Source organism: Herbaspirillum sp. GW103, assembly GCF_000261365.1.
In the GTDB taxonomy this organism is placed as follows: domain Bacteria; phylum Pseudomonadota; class Gammaproteobacteria; order Burkholderiales; family Burkholderiaceae_D; genus Herbaspirillum.
This window is the reverse complement of record NZ_AJVC01000006.1, coordinates 267734-283919: the sequence shown is the minus strand read 5'-3', so window position 1 is coordinate 283919 and position 16186 is coordinate 267734. Positions and strand designations below refer to the sequence as shown.

Annotated in this window: 13 protein-coding genes; 7 read left to right on the top strand and 6 right to left on the bottom strand. The window is 64.1% G+C overall.

Going from position 1 to position 16186, the window contains the following annotated elements; genetic code table 11:
* Nucleotides 1-105: 105 nt before the first annotated feature.
* The 4 genes from urtA to GWL_RS19795 all read right to left on the bottom strand — a co-directional run bounded on the left by urtA (nucleotide 106) and on the right by GWL_RS19795 (nucleotide 5777).
* Nucleotides 106-1359 carry an urea ABC transporter substrate-binding protein gene (gene urtA / locus GWL_RS19810; protein WP_008333704.1) on the bottom strand — a complete coding sequence of 418 codons (1254 nt, stop codon included), beginning with the start codon at nucleotides 1357-1359 and terminating at the stop codon, nucleotides 106-108.
* Nucleotides 1360-1767: 408 nt separating this feature from the next.
* Nucleotides 1768-2595 carry a ferritin-like domain-containing protein gene (locus tag GWL_RS19805; protein ID WP_008333700.1) on the bottom strand — a complete coding sequence of 276 codons (828 nt, stop codon included), beginning with the start codon at nucleotides 2593-2595 and terminating at the stop codon, nucleotides 1768-1770.
* Between the two features lie 159 nt (nucleotides 2596-2754).
* Nucleotides 2755-4476 (bottom strand): diguanylate cyclase, encoded by a 1722-nt coding sequence (locus tag GWL_RS19800; protein WP_008333699.1) that lies wholly within the window; start codon nucleotides 4474-4476, stop codon nucleotides 2755-2757.
* Between the two features lie 11 nt (nucleotides 4477-4487).
* Nucleotides 4488-5777 carry an ABC transporter substrate-binding protein gene (locus GWL_RS19795; protein ID WP_237713612.1) on the bottom strand — a complete coding sequence of 430 codons (1290 nt, stop codon included), beginning with the start codon at nucleotides 5775-5777 and terminating at the stop codon, nucleotides 4488-4490.
* 459 nt (nucleotides 5778-6236) lie between these two features.
* On the opposite strand from GWL_RS19795, the gene GWL_RS19790 reads away from it, so the two are divergent.
* Complete coding sequence (locus GWL_RS19790) at nucleotides 6237-7460, top strand: Bcr/CflA family multidrug efflux MFS transporter (protein ID WP_008333691.1); 1224 nt, start codon at nucleotides 6237-6239, stop codon at nucleotides 7458-7460.
* 29 nt (nucleotides 7461-7489) lie between these two features.
* Here GWL_RS19790 and GWL_RS19785 read toward each other — a convergent pair whose 3' ends face one another.
* Both GWL_RS19785 and GWL_RS19780 read right to left on the bottom strand, forming a co-directional pair.
* Complete coding sequence (locus tag GWL_RS19785) at nucleotides 7490-8482, bottom strand: dienelactone hydrolase (protein ID WP_237713611.1); 993 nt, start codon at nucleotides 8480-8482, stop codon at nucleotides 7490-7492.
* A gap of 31 nt (nucleotides 8483-8513) precedes the next feature.
* On the bottom strand, nucleotides 8514-9323 hold the full coding sequence (locus tag GWL_RS19780; protein ID WP_237713610.1) for a GyrI-like domain-containing protein: 810 nt from the start codon (nucleotides 9321-9323) through the stop codon (nucleotides 8514-8516).
* A gap of 296 nt (nucleotides 9324-9619) precedes the next feature.
* Between GWL_RS19780 and GWL_RS19775 the strand changes: the two genes are divergently transcribed.
* The 6 genes from GWL_RS19775 (at nucleotide 9620) to GWL_RS19750 (ending at nucleotide 16154) form a co-directional block, all read left to right on the top strand.
* Nucleotides 9620-10315, top strand: coding sequence for a FadR/GntR family transcriptional regulator (locus GWL_RS19775; RefSeq protein WP_008333684.1), 696 nt, complete (start codon nucleotides 9620-9622; stop codon nucleotides 10313-10315).
* A gap of 89 nt (nucleotides 10316-10404) precedes the next feature.
* Nucleotides 10405-12057, top strand: coding sequence for an ABC transporter substrate-binding protein (locus GWL_RS19770; RefSeq protein ID WP_008333683.1), 1653 nt, complete (start codon nucleotides 10405-10407; stop codon nucleotides 12055-12057).
* A gap of 157 nt (nucleotides 12058-12214) precedes the next feature.
* Nucleotides 12215-13168 (top strand): ABC transporter permease, encoded by a 954-nt coding sequence (locus GWL_RS19765; protein ID WP_008333682.1) that lies wholly within the window; start codon nucleotides 12215-12217, stop codon nucleotides 13166-13168.
* Nucleotide 13169: 1 nt separating this feature from the next.
* Entirely contained in the window at nucleotides 13170-14072 is a 903-nt protein-coding gene (locus tag GWL_RS19760) for an ABC transporter permease (RefSeq protein ID WP_008333681.1), read from the top strand.
* Nucleotides 14069-15160 carry an ABC transporter ATP-binding protein gene (locus GWL_RS19755; protein ID WP_008333680.1) on the top strand — a complete coding sequence of 364 codons (1092 nt, stop codon included), beginning with the start codon at nucleotides 14069-14071 and terminating at the stop codon, nucleotides 15158-15160. The genes GWL_RS19760 and GWL_RS19755 overlap by 4 nt, the downstream gene beginning before the upstream one ends.
* Nucleotides 15153-16154, top strand: coding sequence for an ABC transporter ATP-binding protein (locus GWL_RS19750; protein WP_008333679.1), 1002 nt, complete (start codon nucleotides 15153-15155; stop codon nucleotides 16152-16154). Before GWL_RS19755 ends, GWL_RS19750 begins: the two co-directional genes overlap by 8 nt.
* Nucleotides 16155-16186: the final 32 nt, after the last annotated feature.

Here is a 16186-nt window from a genome sequence, read left to right as displayed (position 1 = left end):
TTGTGGAGGGAAATGCGTGGGGCGGACGGAGCGCCTTGGATACGCCGCGCAAGCGGCGTATCCAAGGCGCTCCGAAGAACGCCATGAACTACAACAACCGCAAGCTTAGTTCTTCTGCTTGCTCTCGTTGCCCGGGATATACGGGCTCCACGGTTGCGCGCGGATGGTGGTCTTGGTCTTGTAGACCACGTTGAACTGACCATCGGCCTTGATTTCGCCGATCATCACCGGCTTGTGCAGGTGGTGGTTGGTCTTGTCCATTTCCAGCGTGTAGCCCGACGGTGCCTTGTAGGTCTGGCCCGCCATGGCCGCGATCACCTTGTCGGTGTCGGTGGACTTGGCCTTTTCCACGGCCTGCGCCCACATGTGGATGCCGACGTAGGTGGCTTCCATCGGGTCGTTGGTCACGACGGTGTCGGCATTGGGCAGGTTCTTGGCCTTGGCGTAGGCCTTCCACTTCTTGATGAAGGCGGCGTTGACCGGATTCTTCACCGATTCGAAGTAGTTCCACGCGGCCAGGTGGCCCACCAGCGGCTTGGTATCGACACCGCGCAATTCTTCTTCACCCACCGAGAAGGCCACCACCGGCACATCGGTCGCCTTCAGGCCGGCGTTGCCCAGTTCCTTGTAGAAGGGCACGTTGGAGTCACCGTTGATGGTCGAGATCACGGCCGTCTTGCCACCGGCGGAGAACTTCTTGATGTTGGCCACGATGGTCTGGTAGTCGGAGTGACCGAACGGGGTGTAGACCTCGTCGATGTCGGAGTCCTTCACGCCCTTGCTGTGCAGGAAGGCGCGCAGGATCTTGTTGGTGGTGCGCGGATAGACGTAGTCGGTACCCAGCAGCACGAAGCGCTTGGCGCCGCCGCCTTCCTTGGACATCAGGTATTCCACGGCAGGAATGGCTTGCTGGTTGGGGGCAGCACCGGTGTAGAAGACGTTCTTCTCCAGTTCTTCACCTTCGTACTGCACCGGGTAGAACAGCAGGCTGTTCAGTTCCTTGAAGACCGGCAGCACCGACTTGCGCGACACCGAGGTCCAGCAACCGAAGACCACCGAGACCTTGTCCTGCGAGATCAGCTGACGCGCCTTTTCGGCGAACAGCGGCCAGTTCGAGGCCGGGTCGACCACCACCGGTTCCAGCTTCTTGCCCATCACGCCGCCGGCGGCGTTGATTTCATCGATGGTCATCAGGGCCACGTCCTTGAGGGACGTCTCGGAGATGGCCATGGTGCCCGACAGCGAATGCAGGATGCCGACCTTGATGGTGTCGGCAGCAAAGGCCGACGGCAGCCAGGAGGATGCGGCCAGTGCGAATGCGCCCAGAGCGGTGGCTTTCAGTACGGTACGACGTGACATGTGGTGCTCCCTCGAGAAAAGTTTTGGAAGAATTTTTTCACTGCCCAGTCGCTTTAGCAGATTGTGTGCCAATGCCCGGTCAAGGGCCTGCGGTCTGCATCAAAGCGGGGCGGGGAGCGGCGGGAGGAGGGAATAATGTTGTCAGGCACGCCAGGATTGCGCACCAAAGCCGAGCGTCATTGTCGACAGTCGTATGGTGCTGCGGCAACACTCACCAGCCTGGCGCTCCAGCATGCGCGATCTTGGTGCGTCGGTGAAAGCGCCAGTGGGCGCGGGTTTGCGCCAGGTGAAGCAATTTCCTGATATATGAGGCAGATTGTTCACAATAGTGAGCACATCGTGAACGATACTTTGAGCGCAGAGCGCCAGGCCGCGTGTTCCATTGCGGTGCCTGGCGCTGCCGGGGCATCAGCGCAGCAGCACGTGCTGCATGAATTGCCGCAGGGGGAATTCGATCATGTTCTGCAAGGCCACCGGCAGTTCCAGCGGACGCATGATCATCTTGATGGTGGTGTCGGGTTTGAGATTGACGCGCACGGTGCGACTCATGCGCGAGGCCAGTTCCTTCACGCGCGCCGGGTCGGCCGCCAGTTCCGGCTTGTGCACCATGACCACATGGCGGATGGCGCAGTCGGCGTCTTCGCTCTTGAGTTCCAGGGTGCGGCGGCTCAGGGTGCCGAAGACACGCGAGCGGCCGATGTTTTCCTGGCGGCGATAGCGACGGAAGTACTGGTAGAAGTGCTTGTAGTGATTGACCTCGTCATTGGCGATGAGGCCGGCCAGGTGCTTGAGGACCGGCTCGTCGGTAGCGCGCGCCAGGGCGCGGTAATAGGTGGAGGTGCCGGTCTCTACCACGCAGCGCGCGGCCAGTTCCTGGGCGCGCGTGGGTTCGAGCAGCTCCACCTTGCAGTACTGCGAGTATTCATCGAGGAAGCCCTGGTAGGCGCGCGGCCAGTCGAATTCCGGCCAGACATGCTCGACATAGGCGCGCAGGGCCGCGCCATGCTGCAGCTCTTCCTGTTCCCAGTGCTCGCGCAGCCAGGTCTCGACTTCGGCATCGCCCTGGTAGTACTCCACCAGGTTGTGGGTATAGAGATCGGAACCGCTTTCGACGAAGGAGGCGCAGGCCACCAGGTAGAACAGGTCTTCGTTCTGCCGCACCCGCTCTTTGTCGATGCGGGTCAGGTCGATGTCATCGATGGTCCAGTGTTTTTTTTCTTGGCGACTCGGGTTCATCTGCTATACCTCTCTTCTCGAAGTGGTGGTGGGCATAGCGATATGATGCGGCGCGATGACATTGGTTCAGGGCCGCCCAAGACGTCTTGACACAACTTTGCAAAGCGTCCGACGACGTCAGCATTTCGTCAGCGAGAATGGTCAGCGGGGCCGTGGAAATCACAGGTTCCGGGTAGCATCGCTGCCCAGCACCACACGATTGCGGCCCTGGTATTTGGCGTGATACAGCGCCTGGTCGGCGATGCGCAGCAGCTCTTCGGCGCTGGTCTGCTCATCCGGTTGCAGAGAGGCCACGCCGATGCTGGCCGTGATGTAGCCGAACGGAGAATCCGCATGCGGCAGCTTGAGCGCGAAGATGGCCTGGCAGATGTGCTCGGCCTGCTGCAGGGCATGCGCAGTGTCGCTCTCGGCGATGATGACGCTGAACTCCTCGCCGCCGTAGCGTGCGACCAGGTCGGTAGCGCGGCGCGAACTCTTCTGCAGCACACGCGCCACGATGCGCAGGCATTCGTCACCGGCCAGATGGCCGTAGCGGTCGTTGTACTTCTTGAAGTAATCCACGTCCAGCATCAGCAGCGCCAGCGCATGTCCCGAGCGCACCGAGCGCCGCAGTTCCTGGTCCATGACCTCGTCGAAGCGGCGCCGGTTGGCCACACCGGTGAGTCCGTCGGTGGCCGACAACGCTTCCAGCTTGCGGTTGGCGCGTTCCAGTTCGCGCGTGCGGTGGGCCACCTGCTCTTCCAGCACCTGCTTGCTCTGCTGCAGCTTGCCGGCCATCTCGTTGAACTTGCGCGAGAGCACGGCGATCTCGTCGCCGCCGGCCTGTTCCACCCGTACCGTGGTGTCGCCGCTGCCGGCTTCCTTCATGGCGCCCACCAGCCGCTGCAGGGGGACGCTGATGCTGCGCGCGATCAGCGCCGAGAGCAGCAGCGAGGCCCCGAAGCACAGCAGGCCGATGGCGATGATCTTGTCGCGCACCGAGCGCGTATCGGCGTTGAGCTTGTCACTGGGCGTGGCGCTGACCACCCACCATGAGGTGTGCGGCAACTGGGCAATGGCCGCATAGTAGGGGGTCTTGTCGGCGCGGGTATAGGCGATGAAGTCGCTGGTACGGCGTTGTCCGAGGCTGGCCGTGATGCCTGCCAGCAGGGCCGGATCGGCGCTGCTCAAGCTGGTATCCCGGCCCTGCACCACCACCGTGCCGTCGCTGGCATCGACGATGAAGAGGCTGGAGTCGTAGCCCAGGTCGACGCCCTCGAAGATGCTGAAGAAGTAGCTCGGCCGTACGCCCACGAACAGAATGCCGGCGCTGCGGTTGTTGCCCGTGAAGCGGATCTCGCGCAGCATGGCCACGCTCTTCTGTCCATGGCCGCCGTTGTAGAGCGTCCACCAGGCGCGTCCGCCCAGGTCGGGAGCCAGCTCGGCCACGCGCCCGATATTGCTGGCCAGGGGCGCAAAGATCTGCGGATCGATGACCTGGCGCTTGCGATCAAGCAGGTACTTCTGGTTCACGTCGGGCAAGGACCCGAAGGTATCCAGCAGTACGCGCGCCACCGCGCTGCGGGCCGCCGCGCTGGCGGCTTCGTCCTGGCCATAGTAGTCGGCCAGCAGGCGCTGCAACCTGTCGGACAGGACCAGTTCCTCGCTGGTGTCTTCGATCTTTTCCATGCGCAGCATCAGGTTCTGCGAGATCTGCTTGACCACCTGGACCGAGTAGGTCCGCACCTTGTCCTGGGTGGCGCGGGTGGTTTCGCGATAGGCCAGCAGGCCCGAGATCACCAGCGGCACCAGCGAGACCAGGATGAAGGAATTGATGAGCCGGTAGCGGATTTCGATCTTGCGCAGGAAACCCAGCCAGAAGAAGTCGAGCCGTCTTTTCATGGAGAGCCCTCTTACCTGGCCGACAGGCGCGCCTGCTCGGTGATGGAATCCTGCAGGATGCGCGCTGCCCGCGCCGGTGTCTGGCTGCCCGACAGCACACCCTGCAGAAGCGGATGCAGCACCTCGATGGTATTGACCGGCAGCATGGAGTAGTACAGCCCCGGCGCATTGTCGGTGGCGGCATCGCGCTTCATCTCGTCGACCAGCGCAAACAGCGCGGGGTCTCCCCGTACATCGGAGGGGATCACGCGAAACGGCGGAATGTTCTGCCGTTTGCTCTGCCAGATCGGCATGCCCGGCCCATACAGGAAATCCAGGAACTGCGCCGCTGCCTGGCGGTGCCGCGCACTGCCGTGCTGGCCCACGGCGAAGCCGGTTTCGCTGCCCAGCACCGGCCTGAGCGGCTGGCCCCGGTCGTTCCACGGCGGCACGAAGACGCCCACGTGCATGCCGCGTCCGTTCATCAGTGTCCCGGCGGCCCACGTGCCCTGGAAGGTCATCGCGGCGCGCCCCTCGGCGAACTGGCGCAAGGTACTGTCATAGCCGGCGCGCAGGCAGTCGGCCTGCACCATCTTCCGCTCCACCAGCGTGCGCAGGCGAGTGAAGATGGCGACCCCGTCGGGATTGTCCAGCTGCAGAGTGCCATTGGCGATGCGCGTGCGCCAGTCGGGCACTCTGGCCGCGATCAGGTTGGCAAAGCCGTAGCTGAAGGGGCCATTGCCCAGCATGTTGGGAAAGCCGCCCGACAGCGCCAGCGGTACCAGACCCGCCTTGCGCAGCGCTGCACCGGCGGCCAGGAAGGAGTCGAAGTCGGTGGGCGGCGTGGCGATGCCGGCACGCGCGAACATGTCGCGGTTGTAGTAGATCAACGTGGTGGCCAGGCCGGAGGGAATGCCGTAGCGACGTCCACCCGGCGAGGTCCACTCGCGCTGCAGGATTTCCAGCATGTTGCCCCAGGCCCGGGTATCACCGATGTCGGCCAGCAGGCCCTGGTCGGCCAGGGTGGCCGTATAGGGGCTGGCATTGACCGAGAAGATGTCGGGCAGGCTGTCGGTGGCTGCGCGCGGCTTGAGGTTTTCCTCGACGGAATTGCCGATCATGAACTGCAGGTTGATCCTTACCTCGGGATGGACAAGCGTGAAGGCATCGACCACCCGGTGCATTTCTTCGGACCAGTCGGGGGCCCACACCAGGGCCGTCAGGACCACCGGCTCGGCGCTGGTGCTTGCGGCACGCGCGCTTGCTGCGCCTGCGCTGTCGTCACCGCGTTCGCAAGCAGCCAGCAGGAGGATTGCGACCACCCCCGCGATGAATATCCTGAGCCCGCGCATGGCGCGCCCGGTCATGCCTGAGAGTGCGCAGCTGGAGTGGCAACCCGGATCAGGCACGCCTGTTACTGATGGCGTATATCGGCCACGCATCGATTTCCCCTGCGGCTAAGCTTTTTGTTTTACAGCAATGCGCATGGTGCTGCGTTGCGCCTACCTGCCGCTCTCTTTGCACGATCCTGGCATATGAGAACAATGGCAAGAAGTTTGCCAGTTTTTACAGTTTCCTGCACGAACCGCGTGCGCTTTTATTGTCTTTGCTCAGCTTTTGCCACGGCGCAAGTGCGCCCGGCTTGATGTGCCGCCTGAACGAAAATGAACAGGCCCTTATAATGGGCCCCTCGCGCCCTACGGGGCGATCGCGGTTCACTTTGCTTCAACCTGTCGGCATCTTCCTCTCTGCTGAGGATGCGGCTGTCTCATCGATTCCACATGCACAACAAAGATACTTCGCTCTCCATGGGCAAATTTCCCCCATGGCTGGCCGTCCTGGCAGCCTTGACCGCGCTGGGCGCGCTGGCCATCGACATGTACCTGCCCAGCTTCACGGCCATCGCCAAGGATCTGGGCGTGGGCACCAACCTGGTCCAGCTGACGCTGGCCTCGTTCCTGGTCGGCCTGGCCGTCGGGCAGATGTTCTATGGTCCGTTGTCGGACCGCTTCGGTCGCAAGCCGCCCTTGTTCTTCGGTATCGCCCTGTACTTTGTTTGCTCGTTGCTGTGCATTTTTGTACAGAGCATCGAGACCCTGATCGTGTTGCGATTGTTCCAGGGCCTGGGTGGTAGCGCCGGCATGGTGATCCCGCGCGCCATGGTGCGTGATCGCATGGGGGCCGAGGGCTCGGCCAAGGCGTTCTCGATGCTGATGCTGGTATTCGGGCTGGCCCCGATCCTGGCTCCCTTCATCGGCGGTCTGATGCTGGTCTTCGCCAGCTGGCGCGGCATCTTCGTGGTGCTGACCATCTTCGGTCTGCTGTGCATGCTGGGCACCCGCAAGTACCTCACCGAGACGGTGGACGTTTCCCGTGCCGAACCCTTGCACCTGGGTCGTACGTTGCGCCAGTACCGGGACCTGCTGCGGCATCGCCAGTTCATGTCCTTCGTGCTGTGTGGCGGCCTGGTGCAGGCGGGGATGTTCGCCTACATCGCCGGTGGACCGTTCGTGGTGATCGAGCTGCACGGCATCCAGCCGCAGTATTTCGGTTTCGTGTTTGCCTCCAACGCCGTCGGGCTGATCGCCGCCTCGCAGATCAATGCGCGCCTGGTGGTCAAGCGCTCGGCCGAGCGCGTGCTGGGCCGTGTGTTGTGGGTGCCGGCGGGCCTGTCGCTGGTGGTGGTGCTGGCCGTGGCCGCTGGACTGGAAAGCCTGCCCCTGCTGCTGTTCGGCTTCTTCGGATATCTGACGGCCTATGGCTTCACCGGTCCGAATGCTACCGCCATCGCCTTGAAGCATCAGGGCCGCCAGGCCGGTACGGCTGCCGCGCTGATGGGTACCCTGCAGTTCGGTATGGGCGTGCTCTCCGGCGTGGTAATGAGCCTGTGGCATGACGGTACGGCCTTGCCGCTGGTGTCGGTGATGGCCTTCTGCGGCGTGAGCGCATTCCTGCTGTATCACTTCGTGGCCAAGCATGAGCCGGTCACGCAGGCGGCGCACTGACGCCGCCGCGACTGGGAGGGAGCAGCGCTTCAGCGGTCCTTCACGTCGAGCGTGCGCTGGAAGAACGCCACGACTTCCTCATTGAAGGTGCGATGGAAAGCCGCGCGGTCGAAGCCGGCCGCACTGCTGCAGATCTCGGGCAGGCGCTGTGCCATCACGGCGGCGCAAGGCGCCAGGAAATCGAAATGTCCCGCCTGGGCGACCACGCGATATTGCGGTTCCTGCGGCAAGGCGCGCCGCACCTCTTCCGCATACCAGGGATGGGGCAGGATCTGGTCGTCTTCGGCGCGCCATAACTGCACCGGGATCGTTGCGCGTTGCAAGCGGTTGGCAAAGGTAAAGCCAAGCGCCGGCGCGGCAATCACGGCCGCCTTGATGCGCGCATCCTGGTTGTCCACCCGCGCTGGCAGCGGCACGGGAGCGTTGCGGCCGTCAGCGTTTTCGTGTGTCAGGAGCTGGCATACGAAGTGATCGGCATGCGTGGTACAGAACGGCGCGATGAGGCTCATGTCGGGCTGGCCCCCGATGTTGACCAGCGCCGTAAATCCCCCTGCAGAAAATCCGAAGATACCGATGCGGCTGGCATCGACCTGTGCATGGCCGCGCCAGTCCTGCAGCAGATAATCCAGGGCCCGGCGCACGTGCCCCGAACGTTCCAGGATGAACAGCTGGCGGCTGTGGTCCTGGGCGTTATCGCCCGGATGCCTCACCGCTGCGGCAATGAAACCGGCCTGCGCCAGGGCTGTTGCGGTGTCGTAATGGGACAGGTAGGTGCCGCCGGTACCATGCGATATCACGATCAAGGGATGCACGCCGGCAGACAGTGCGCCGCCCATCGCCACCTCCTGTGTGGTCCATCCGATATTCACCACGTGCGCAGGCGAGCTGCTGGGATACCAGATCGCCAGCTTGATGGGCTGCCCTCGCTCATCCTGCGTGTTCTGTTCCTGGAAGCCGACCGTCCCGGCCCATCCCTTCGCGCAGTGTCCCATCCAGAGCAGCGCCAGAACGGCGTACAGCAAGCGTACAGTCTTCATATTCAGATAAAGAGGATCAACGGAGAAGACGAACCGGAATCAGCAGGTCGGTCTGCAAGGCTTCTTGCGGGACCTGATGCGGCTGGTTGCGATAGCACTCGATGAGCGGCCGGTCATCCGGTTCATAGCCGCTGTACGGCAGCCACAGCGTGTAGAGAGCAGCGATGCTGGCATTGATCTGCGTGTAAGGCCCCATCACGGTATGGCAGGCATAGGTGCCACCAGGTAGCTCGATGCGTTCCAGTACCTCTTCCAGCGGATCATTCTCCAGCCGTTCCACTGCTGCGAAATAACGGAAGCTGTCCCCCTGGTCAGGGTCGCCGTAGCAGATACCGTAGCGCACCGGCGCCTCGCGCTTGCCCAGCCATCGATGCAGGCGACGATGAGTATGCGGGATGGTGCTGACCGGGCCTTCGTGACGCAGGCCCAGCAGCTGCATGGGTGGCTGTTCCACCAGCGGCACCTGGGGATGTGCGGCTTGCGGTGCGGATTCGTCTTGCGTTGGGGGCTGGGTCATCACGGCAATCCTCCGCCTGAAGTCACTGGGGGAGCTTCCGGAAAACTGCCGGAAGGCACGGGTAAAGGCTTGCGGACTGTCATATCCACAGGCCAGTGCAATGTCGGTCACGCTGCTCTCCTGGCTGGCCAGCCGGACGGCCGCACTGGCCAGGCGGTGGTGGCGCAGCGTGTCCATCACGGTTTCTCCCGTCAGGCTGCGGTAGAGCCGATGGAAGTGAAACGGTGAAAAGGCGGCAATGGCCGCGAGGTCTTCCAGCGAGTGCGGCGCCATGGGATCGGCCGCGATGGCGGCGATCACACTTGCCATGCGGCATCGATATCGGCGGATCGAATCGGAGTCCATGGCGCAGTGTATGCCGGGCGCATGCAAATGACTTAGCCGATCTTGCGCATTTGCCGGCTGGTCGCTCGCTCACGTCTGCGGTGCATGTGCGCATCATGATAGCGCATGCCGTTTCTCCAACGGTGCTGGCGAACATGCCTGCCAACCTCGCCCAAGTCCTGATGGCAGGCGGGTTTGCGGCTCACTGGGAGGTACATGGCACGCTCATTGCTCAGTAGTCCTTCGCGGTCTGACCAGTCAGGCCAACGAGGACACCCACCATGAGCATGCCCAATATTGCAGCACAGACCTTGCAGCGCCAGATTCTCTCCGGGACCTACGCGCCCGGCGCCATGCTGCCCAGCCAGCGCGAACTGGCCGAGTCCATGGGGATCAGCCGCGCGTCGTTGCGGGAAGCCTTGTCGATGCTGGAGGCGCTGGGTTTCATCCGCTCCGTTCCCGGCAAGGGCACGCTGGTGAGCGAACGCCAGGAAGGTCGCGTGGCCCCGCCCCAGACGCCAGCCGGCGAAGGCGGCACGGCTGCCACGGAACTGGACCTGGCGGCCGTGTTCCAGCTGCGCTATACGCTGGAGTCGGCCGCCGCCGCCCTGGCAGCGCGCCACATCAACGCGCACGCCACACCGCGCCTGTGGGGTATCCAGGCGCGCTTCGAGGATGCGCTCAAGAATCTCGATCTGGTCAGCGCTTCGCATGCCGACCTGGAATTCCATCAACTCGTGGCCGAACTGTCCGGCAATCCGGCTTTTTCGCAGGTGGTGCGCCAGTTCGAGCGCCCCATCAGCCACAGCCTGCGCGTGCCCTTCGCCGACCGCGAACGCATCTGGGCGCCCGCCGCCGAACACCGCGCCGTGGCTGCCGCCATCTCTGCCGGCGATATCGATGGCGCGCGCCTGGCCATGCAGCAGCACATTGTCAACGCCGCCCAGCGTGTGGGCCTGTCGTTTTCACCGCCCTGAGCCAGGGCTCCCCTCTTGTTCTTGGCTTCGCGCAGTTTCAGTTGCATCCCTTGTGTCCACCGTCGTCCCTCAACCAGGAAAGCACCGCTATGAAATTTCTCAAGACCGCACCCCTCGCCCTGGCCTGTACCCTGGCCTTCGGCGCACTGGCCAGTCTGCCTGCGCACGCCGAGAAAGTGTTGCGCATCGCCATGACCGCCGGCGACATCCCGCGCACGCTGGGCCAGCCCGACCAGGGCTTCGAGGGCAATCGCTTCACCGGCATCCCCATGTATGACGGCCTGACCCAATGGGACCTGTCCAAGGCCGACAAGGCCAGCGAACTGATCCCCGACCTGGCGCTGTCGTGGCAGGTCGAACCCAAGGACAAGACCAAGTGGATCTTCAAGCTGCGTCCCGGCGTGAAATTCCATGATGGTTCGGCCTTCAATGCCGATGCCGTGGTCTGGAACGTCAACAAGGTACTGGACAAGAACGCCGTCCAGTTCGATCCCAGCCAGGTCGGCGTCACCGCTTCGCGCATGCCCACCTTGCGCTCGGCTCGCAAGATCGATGATCTCACCGTGGAGCTGACCACCTCCGAGCCGGACTCCTTCCTGCCCATCAACCTGACCAACCTGTTCATGGCCTCGCCGGCGCAGTGGGAAAAGAAACTGGCCGCCGTGCCGGCCTCGGTGACCGACAAGGCCGAGCGCAGCAAGCAGGCCTGGGCCGCCTTTGCTGCCGATGCGTCCGGCACCGGTCCCTTCAAGATGGCCAAGTTCGTGCCGCGCGAGCGCCTGGAAGTGGTCAAGAACGATGGCTACTGGGATGCTGCACGCCGCCCCAAGATCGACCGCGTGGTGATGCTGCCGCTGCCGGAAGCCAATTCGCGTACCGCCGCCCTGATGTCCGGCCAGGTCGACTGGATCGAAGCCCCCGCACCGGATGCCCTGGATGCCATCAAGGCGCGCGGCTTCAAGATCTACTCCAACCCGCAGCCTCACGTGTGGCCGTGGCAGCTGTCCTTCGTGCCCGGTTCGCCCTGGCTGGACAGGCGCGTGCGCCATGCCGCCAACCTGTGCGTGAACCGTCCGGCCATGAAGCAACTGCTGGGCGGACTCATGGGTGAGGCCACCGGTACCGTCGAACCCGGCCATCCGTGGCGCGGCAACCCGAGCTTCCAGATCAAGTACGATCCGGCCGCCGCCAAGAAGCTCATGACCGAAGCCGGCTATTCCGCCGCCAAGCCGCTGACGGTGAAGGTGCAGATTTCGGCCTCCGGTTCCGGCCAGATGCAACCGCTGCCGATGAACGAGTTCATGCAGCAGAACCTGAAGGACTGCTTCTTCGACGTGCAGTTCGACGTGGTGGAATGGAACACGCTCTATACCAACTGGCGCATCGGTGCCAAGGATCCGAGCGCGCACGGCGCCAATGCCATCAACGTGAGCTTCGCCTCCATGGATCCGTTCTTCGCCATGGTGCGCTTCGTCGATACCAAGGCCGCGCCGCCGACCTCCAACAACTGGGGCTTCTACAGCAACCCCGAGGTCGATGCCTTGATCGCCAAGGCGCGCACCACCTTCGATCCCAAGCAGCGTGACGCCTTGCTGGCCCAGCTGCATGCCAAGATCGTCGATGAAGCACCCTTCGTCTGGGTGGCCCACGACACCGGCCCGCGCGCCATCTCCGCCAAGGTCAAGGGCGTGGTGCAGCCGCAGAGCTGGTTCATCGACATCGCCACCATGAGCATGGACTGATGCCCTGACGCAGGACGACATCAGCGGCGCCGCAGTGTGCCGGCGCCGCTGACGTTTTCTGCATCACGCTTGACGTTTTCTGCACCATGACGTTTTTTGCACCAAGCACATTCCGCAGCACTGCTGCGGCTGCACCTGACCCGTCGCCGGAACTGCCATGATCGCCTACCTGATACGACGCTTTCTCTACGCCCTGCCCATCATGCTGGGCGTGGCCTTCCTCTGCTTCATGCTGGTCCACATTGCGCCGGGCGATCCGCTGGTTTCGATCCTGCCGCCGGATGCCTCGGCCGATATGCAGAAGCAGCTCATGGAACTCTATGGATTCAACCGCAGCTACCCCGAGCAATTCATGAGCTGGGTCTGGCGCGCCCTGCACGGCGACCTGGGCAGCTCCATTGCCACCGGCCGTCCGGTGGCCGCCGAAGTCTTCAAGGCGGTCGGCAATACCTTCATGCTGGCTGCCGTGGCCACGCTGATCGGCTTCGTGTTTGGTTCGCTGTTCGGCTTCGTGGCGGGCTACTTCCGCAATTCCTGGGTGGATCGCATCGCTTCCTTCATTTCGGTGGTAGGCGTGTCGGTGCCGCACTACTGGCTGGGCATGGTGCTGGTGATCGTGTTTTCTTCCAGGCTGATGTGGCTGCCTGCCACCGGTGCCGGCCCCGATGGTTCGGGCGCCTGGGTGTGGGATATCGAGCACATGAAATACCTGCTCATGCCGGCCGTCACCATGTCCTTCATCCCCATGGGCATCATCGCCCGTACCGTGCGCGCGCTGGTGGCCGACATCCTGGCGCAGGAATTCGTGGTCGGGCTCAAGGCGCGCGGTCTGTCCGATGCGGGTGTACTGCGCCACGTGGTCAAGAATGCCGCCCCCACTGCGCTGGCCGTCATGGGCCTGCAACTGGGCTACCTGCTGGGTGGTTCGATCCTGATCGAAACCGTGTTCTCCTGGCCCGGCACCGGCTTCCTGCTCAACCAGGCCATCTTCCAGCGCGACCTGCCGCTGCTGCAGGGAAGCATCCTGGTGCTGGCCATGTTCTTCGTGGCGCTGAACCTGCTGGTGGATATCCTGCAAACCATCTTCGACCCCCGTATCGAGCGAGCCTGACATGAATCTTTCCACTCCCGTCTCCTCACTCAAGGCGGCCGCGGCGCCCGCCGCCATGCGCCGCTCGCGCGGCCACTGGGCCAACGTCGCTGCGCGCCTGGTGCGCAATCCCGGCGCCATGATCGCCGCCACCGTGCTGCTGCTGTTGATCGTGGCGGCCATCGCCGCACCCTGGGTGATGCCGGGTGATCCGTTCGCAGCTTCCATGTTCTCGCGCCTGAAACCCATCGGCACCGTCGGCCACCTGCTGGGCACCGATGAACTGGGCCGCGACATGTTCTCGCGCCTGCTGCTGGGCGGCCGCTTGTCGCTGTTCATGGGCATTACGCCGGTGCTGCTGGCCTTCGTCATTGGCAGTGGCCTGGGCATCGTGGCTGGCTATGCAGGTGGCTTTACCAACACCGTCATCATGCGCAGCATCGACATCCTCTACGCCTTTCCTTCGGTGCTGCTGGCCATCGCACTGTCCGGTGCGCTGGGCGCGGGCATCTTCAACGCGCTGACCTCGCTGACCATCGTCTTCGTGCCGCAGATCGCCCGCATTGCAGAAAGCGTCACCACGCAAGTGCGGCGCAGCGATTACGTCGATGCCGCGCGCGCCTCCGGGGCGAATGCCTTCACCATCGTGCGCGTGCACGTGCTGGGCAATGTGCTGGGACCGATCTTCGTCTATTCCACCAGCCTGATTTCGGTGTCGATGATCCTGGCCTCGGGTTTGTCCTTCCTCGGCCTGGGCGTGAAGCCACCCGAGCCGGAATGGGGCCTGATGTTGAACACCCTGCGCACCGCCATCTACACCCAGCCCTGGGTAGCGGCCTTGCCGGGGGCCTTCATCTTCCTCACCTCGATTTCCTTCAACCTGTTGTCCGACGGCCTGCGTTCGGCCATGGAGGTCAAGCAATGAGCCTGTCCGCCCCTCTCCTGCAGCAAGATCCGCGTGACGTCGGCGGCCCGCGCCAGCCGCTGCTGGGCGTGCGCCAGTTGCTGAAACACTTTCCGCTCAAGCAAAAGGGACTGCCCTTGCTGCGCGGCCCGGCCAATGCAGTGCGCGCGGTCGATGGCGTGAGCTTCGACATCATGAAAGGCGAAACCCTGGGCGTGGTCGGCGAATCCGGCTGCGGCAAATCCACCACCGCACGCGTGCTGATGCAACTGATCGGGCAGGACAGCGGCGAACTGGTCTTCGATGGCCAGACCGTGGGTTCGCGCGCCATGCCGCTGCGCCAGTTCCGGCGCCAGGCGCAGATGGTGTTCCAGGACAGTTATTCCTCGCTCAATCCGCGCATGACCATCGAGGATTCGATTGCCTTCGCACCCATCGTGCATGGCCTCTCGTCGCGTGAGGCCATCGCCCGTGCCCGCAGCCTCCTGGCACGGGTGGGCTTGCAACCGGAACGCTTTGCCGGGCGCTATCCGCATGAACTCTCCGGCGGCCAGCGCCAGCGCGTCAACATCGCCCGTGCCCTGGCGCTGGAGCCGCGCCTGGTGATCCTGGACGAGGCCGTCTCGGCGCTGGACAAGTCGGTGGAGGCACAGGTCCTGAACCTGCTGCTGGACCTGAAGCAGGAATTCGGCCTCACCTACCTCTTCATCAGCCACGATCTCAACGTGGTGCGTTTCATTTCCGACCGCGTCCTGGTCATGTACCTGGGCCAGGTGGTCGAGGTCGGGCCGGCCGAGCAGGTCTTCGATGCGCCTCGCCATCCCTATACGCGCGCCCTGTTGCGCTCCATGCCCAGCATGGACCCGACCCGCCGCACCGAGCAAGCGCCGCTGGCCGGCGACCCGCCCAATCCCATCAATCCACCCTCGGGCTGCCGCTTCCATACCCGCTGCCAGTTTGCGCAGCCGGTCTGCCAGCAGCGCGCGCCGGTCTTCGGCGAGGCCGCGCCCGATCACGGCGTGGCCTGCCTGCGCTATGAAGCCGGCAGTGGCTATGATGACGCCGGTTTCGAGGCCGGCATGCTCAACAAGGAGCCGCAACATGGCTGATCCTCGCAAGAAATCCATGGTGCGCCTGCGCGACCTGCGCATCACCTTCAAAGCCCCCGGCAAGACCATCCGCGCCGTCAGCGGCGTCGACCTGGAAGTCGCCGAGGGCGAGGTGGTGGCCCTCATCGGTGAGTCGGGCTCGGGCAAGAGTGTCACGCTGCGCTCCATCATGCGCTTGCATCCCGAATCGCGTACGCGCATCGAGGGCGGGCTCGAAGTCGATGGCCGCGACGTGTTGAAGATGAATGGCCGCGAGCTGTCCGCCTTGCGCGGCGACAGCGTGGCGATGATCTTCCAGGAGCCGCTGTTGGCGCTCGATCCGGTCTACACCGTGGGTGCGCAGATCGCCGAGACCATCCGCCGCCACAAGAAAGTGTCGGCGGCAGAGGCGCGTGCGCAGGCTCTGGCGCTGTTCGAGAAGGTACGCATCCCCAGCCCCGAACGGCGGCTCGATGCCTATCCTCACGAGATGTCCGGCGGCATGCGCCAGCGCGCCATGATCGCGCTGGCGTTGTCCTGCTCGCCCAAGGTCTTGCTGGCCGACGAACCCACCACCGCGCTCGATGCCACCGTGCAGATCCAGATCCTGCTGCTGCTGCGCGAACTGCAGCGCGAGCTGGGGCTGTCGATCATCTTCGTCACCCACGACATCGGTGCGGCCGTCGAGGTGGCCGACCGCATCGCGGTGATGTATGCCGGGCGCATCGTCGAGCAGGGACCGGCCTCGCAGCTGCTGACCCAGCCGCGCCACCCCTACACCATGTCGCTGCTGCAAAGCCGCAGCCACGGCGCCATGCAAAAGGGCCAGCGCCTGCAGACCATCCCCGGCGCGCCGCCCGACCTGGCCAACCTGCCTGCGGGCTGTGCCTTCGCCGAGCGCTGCGCGCATGCGCAGGCGGCCTGCCTGAGCCAGCAGCCGCCCGAACAGGCCGTAGGCACCCAACATACGGTACGCTGCCTGCGTGCCGAAGAACTCCAACTGGCCGCGGCCTGAGCCCAGGCCGCGCCTTCTCCGACAAGAACCGA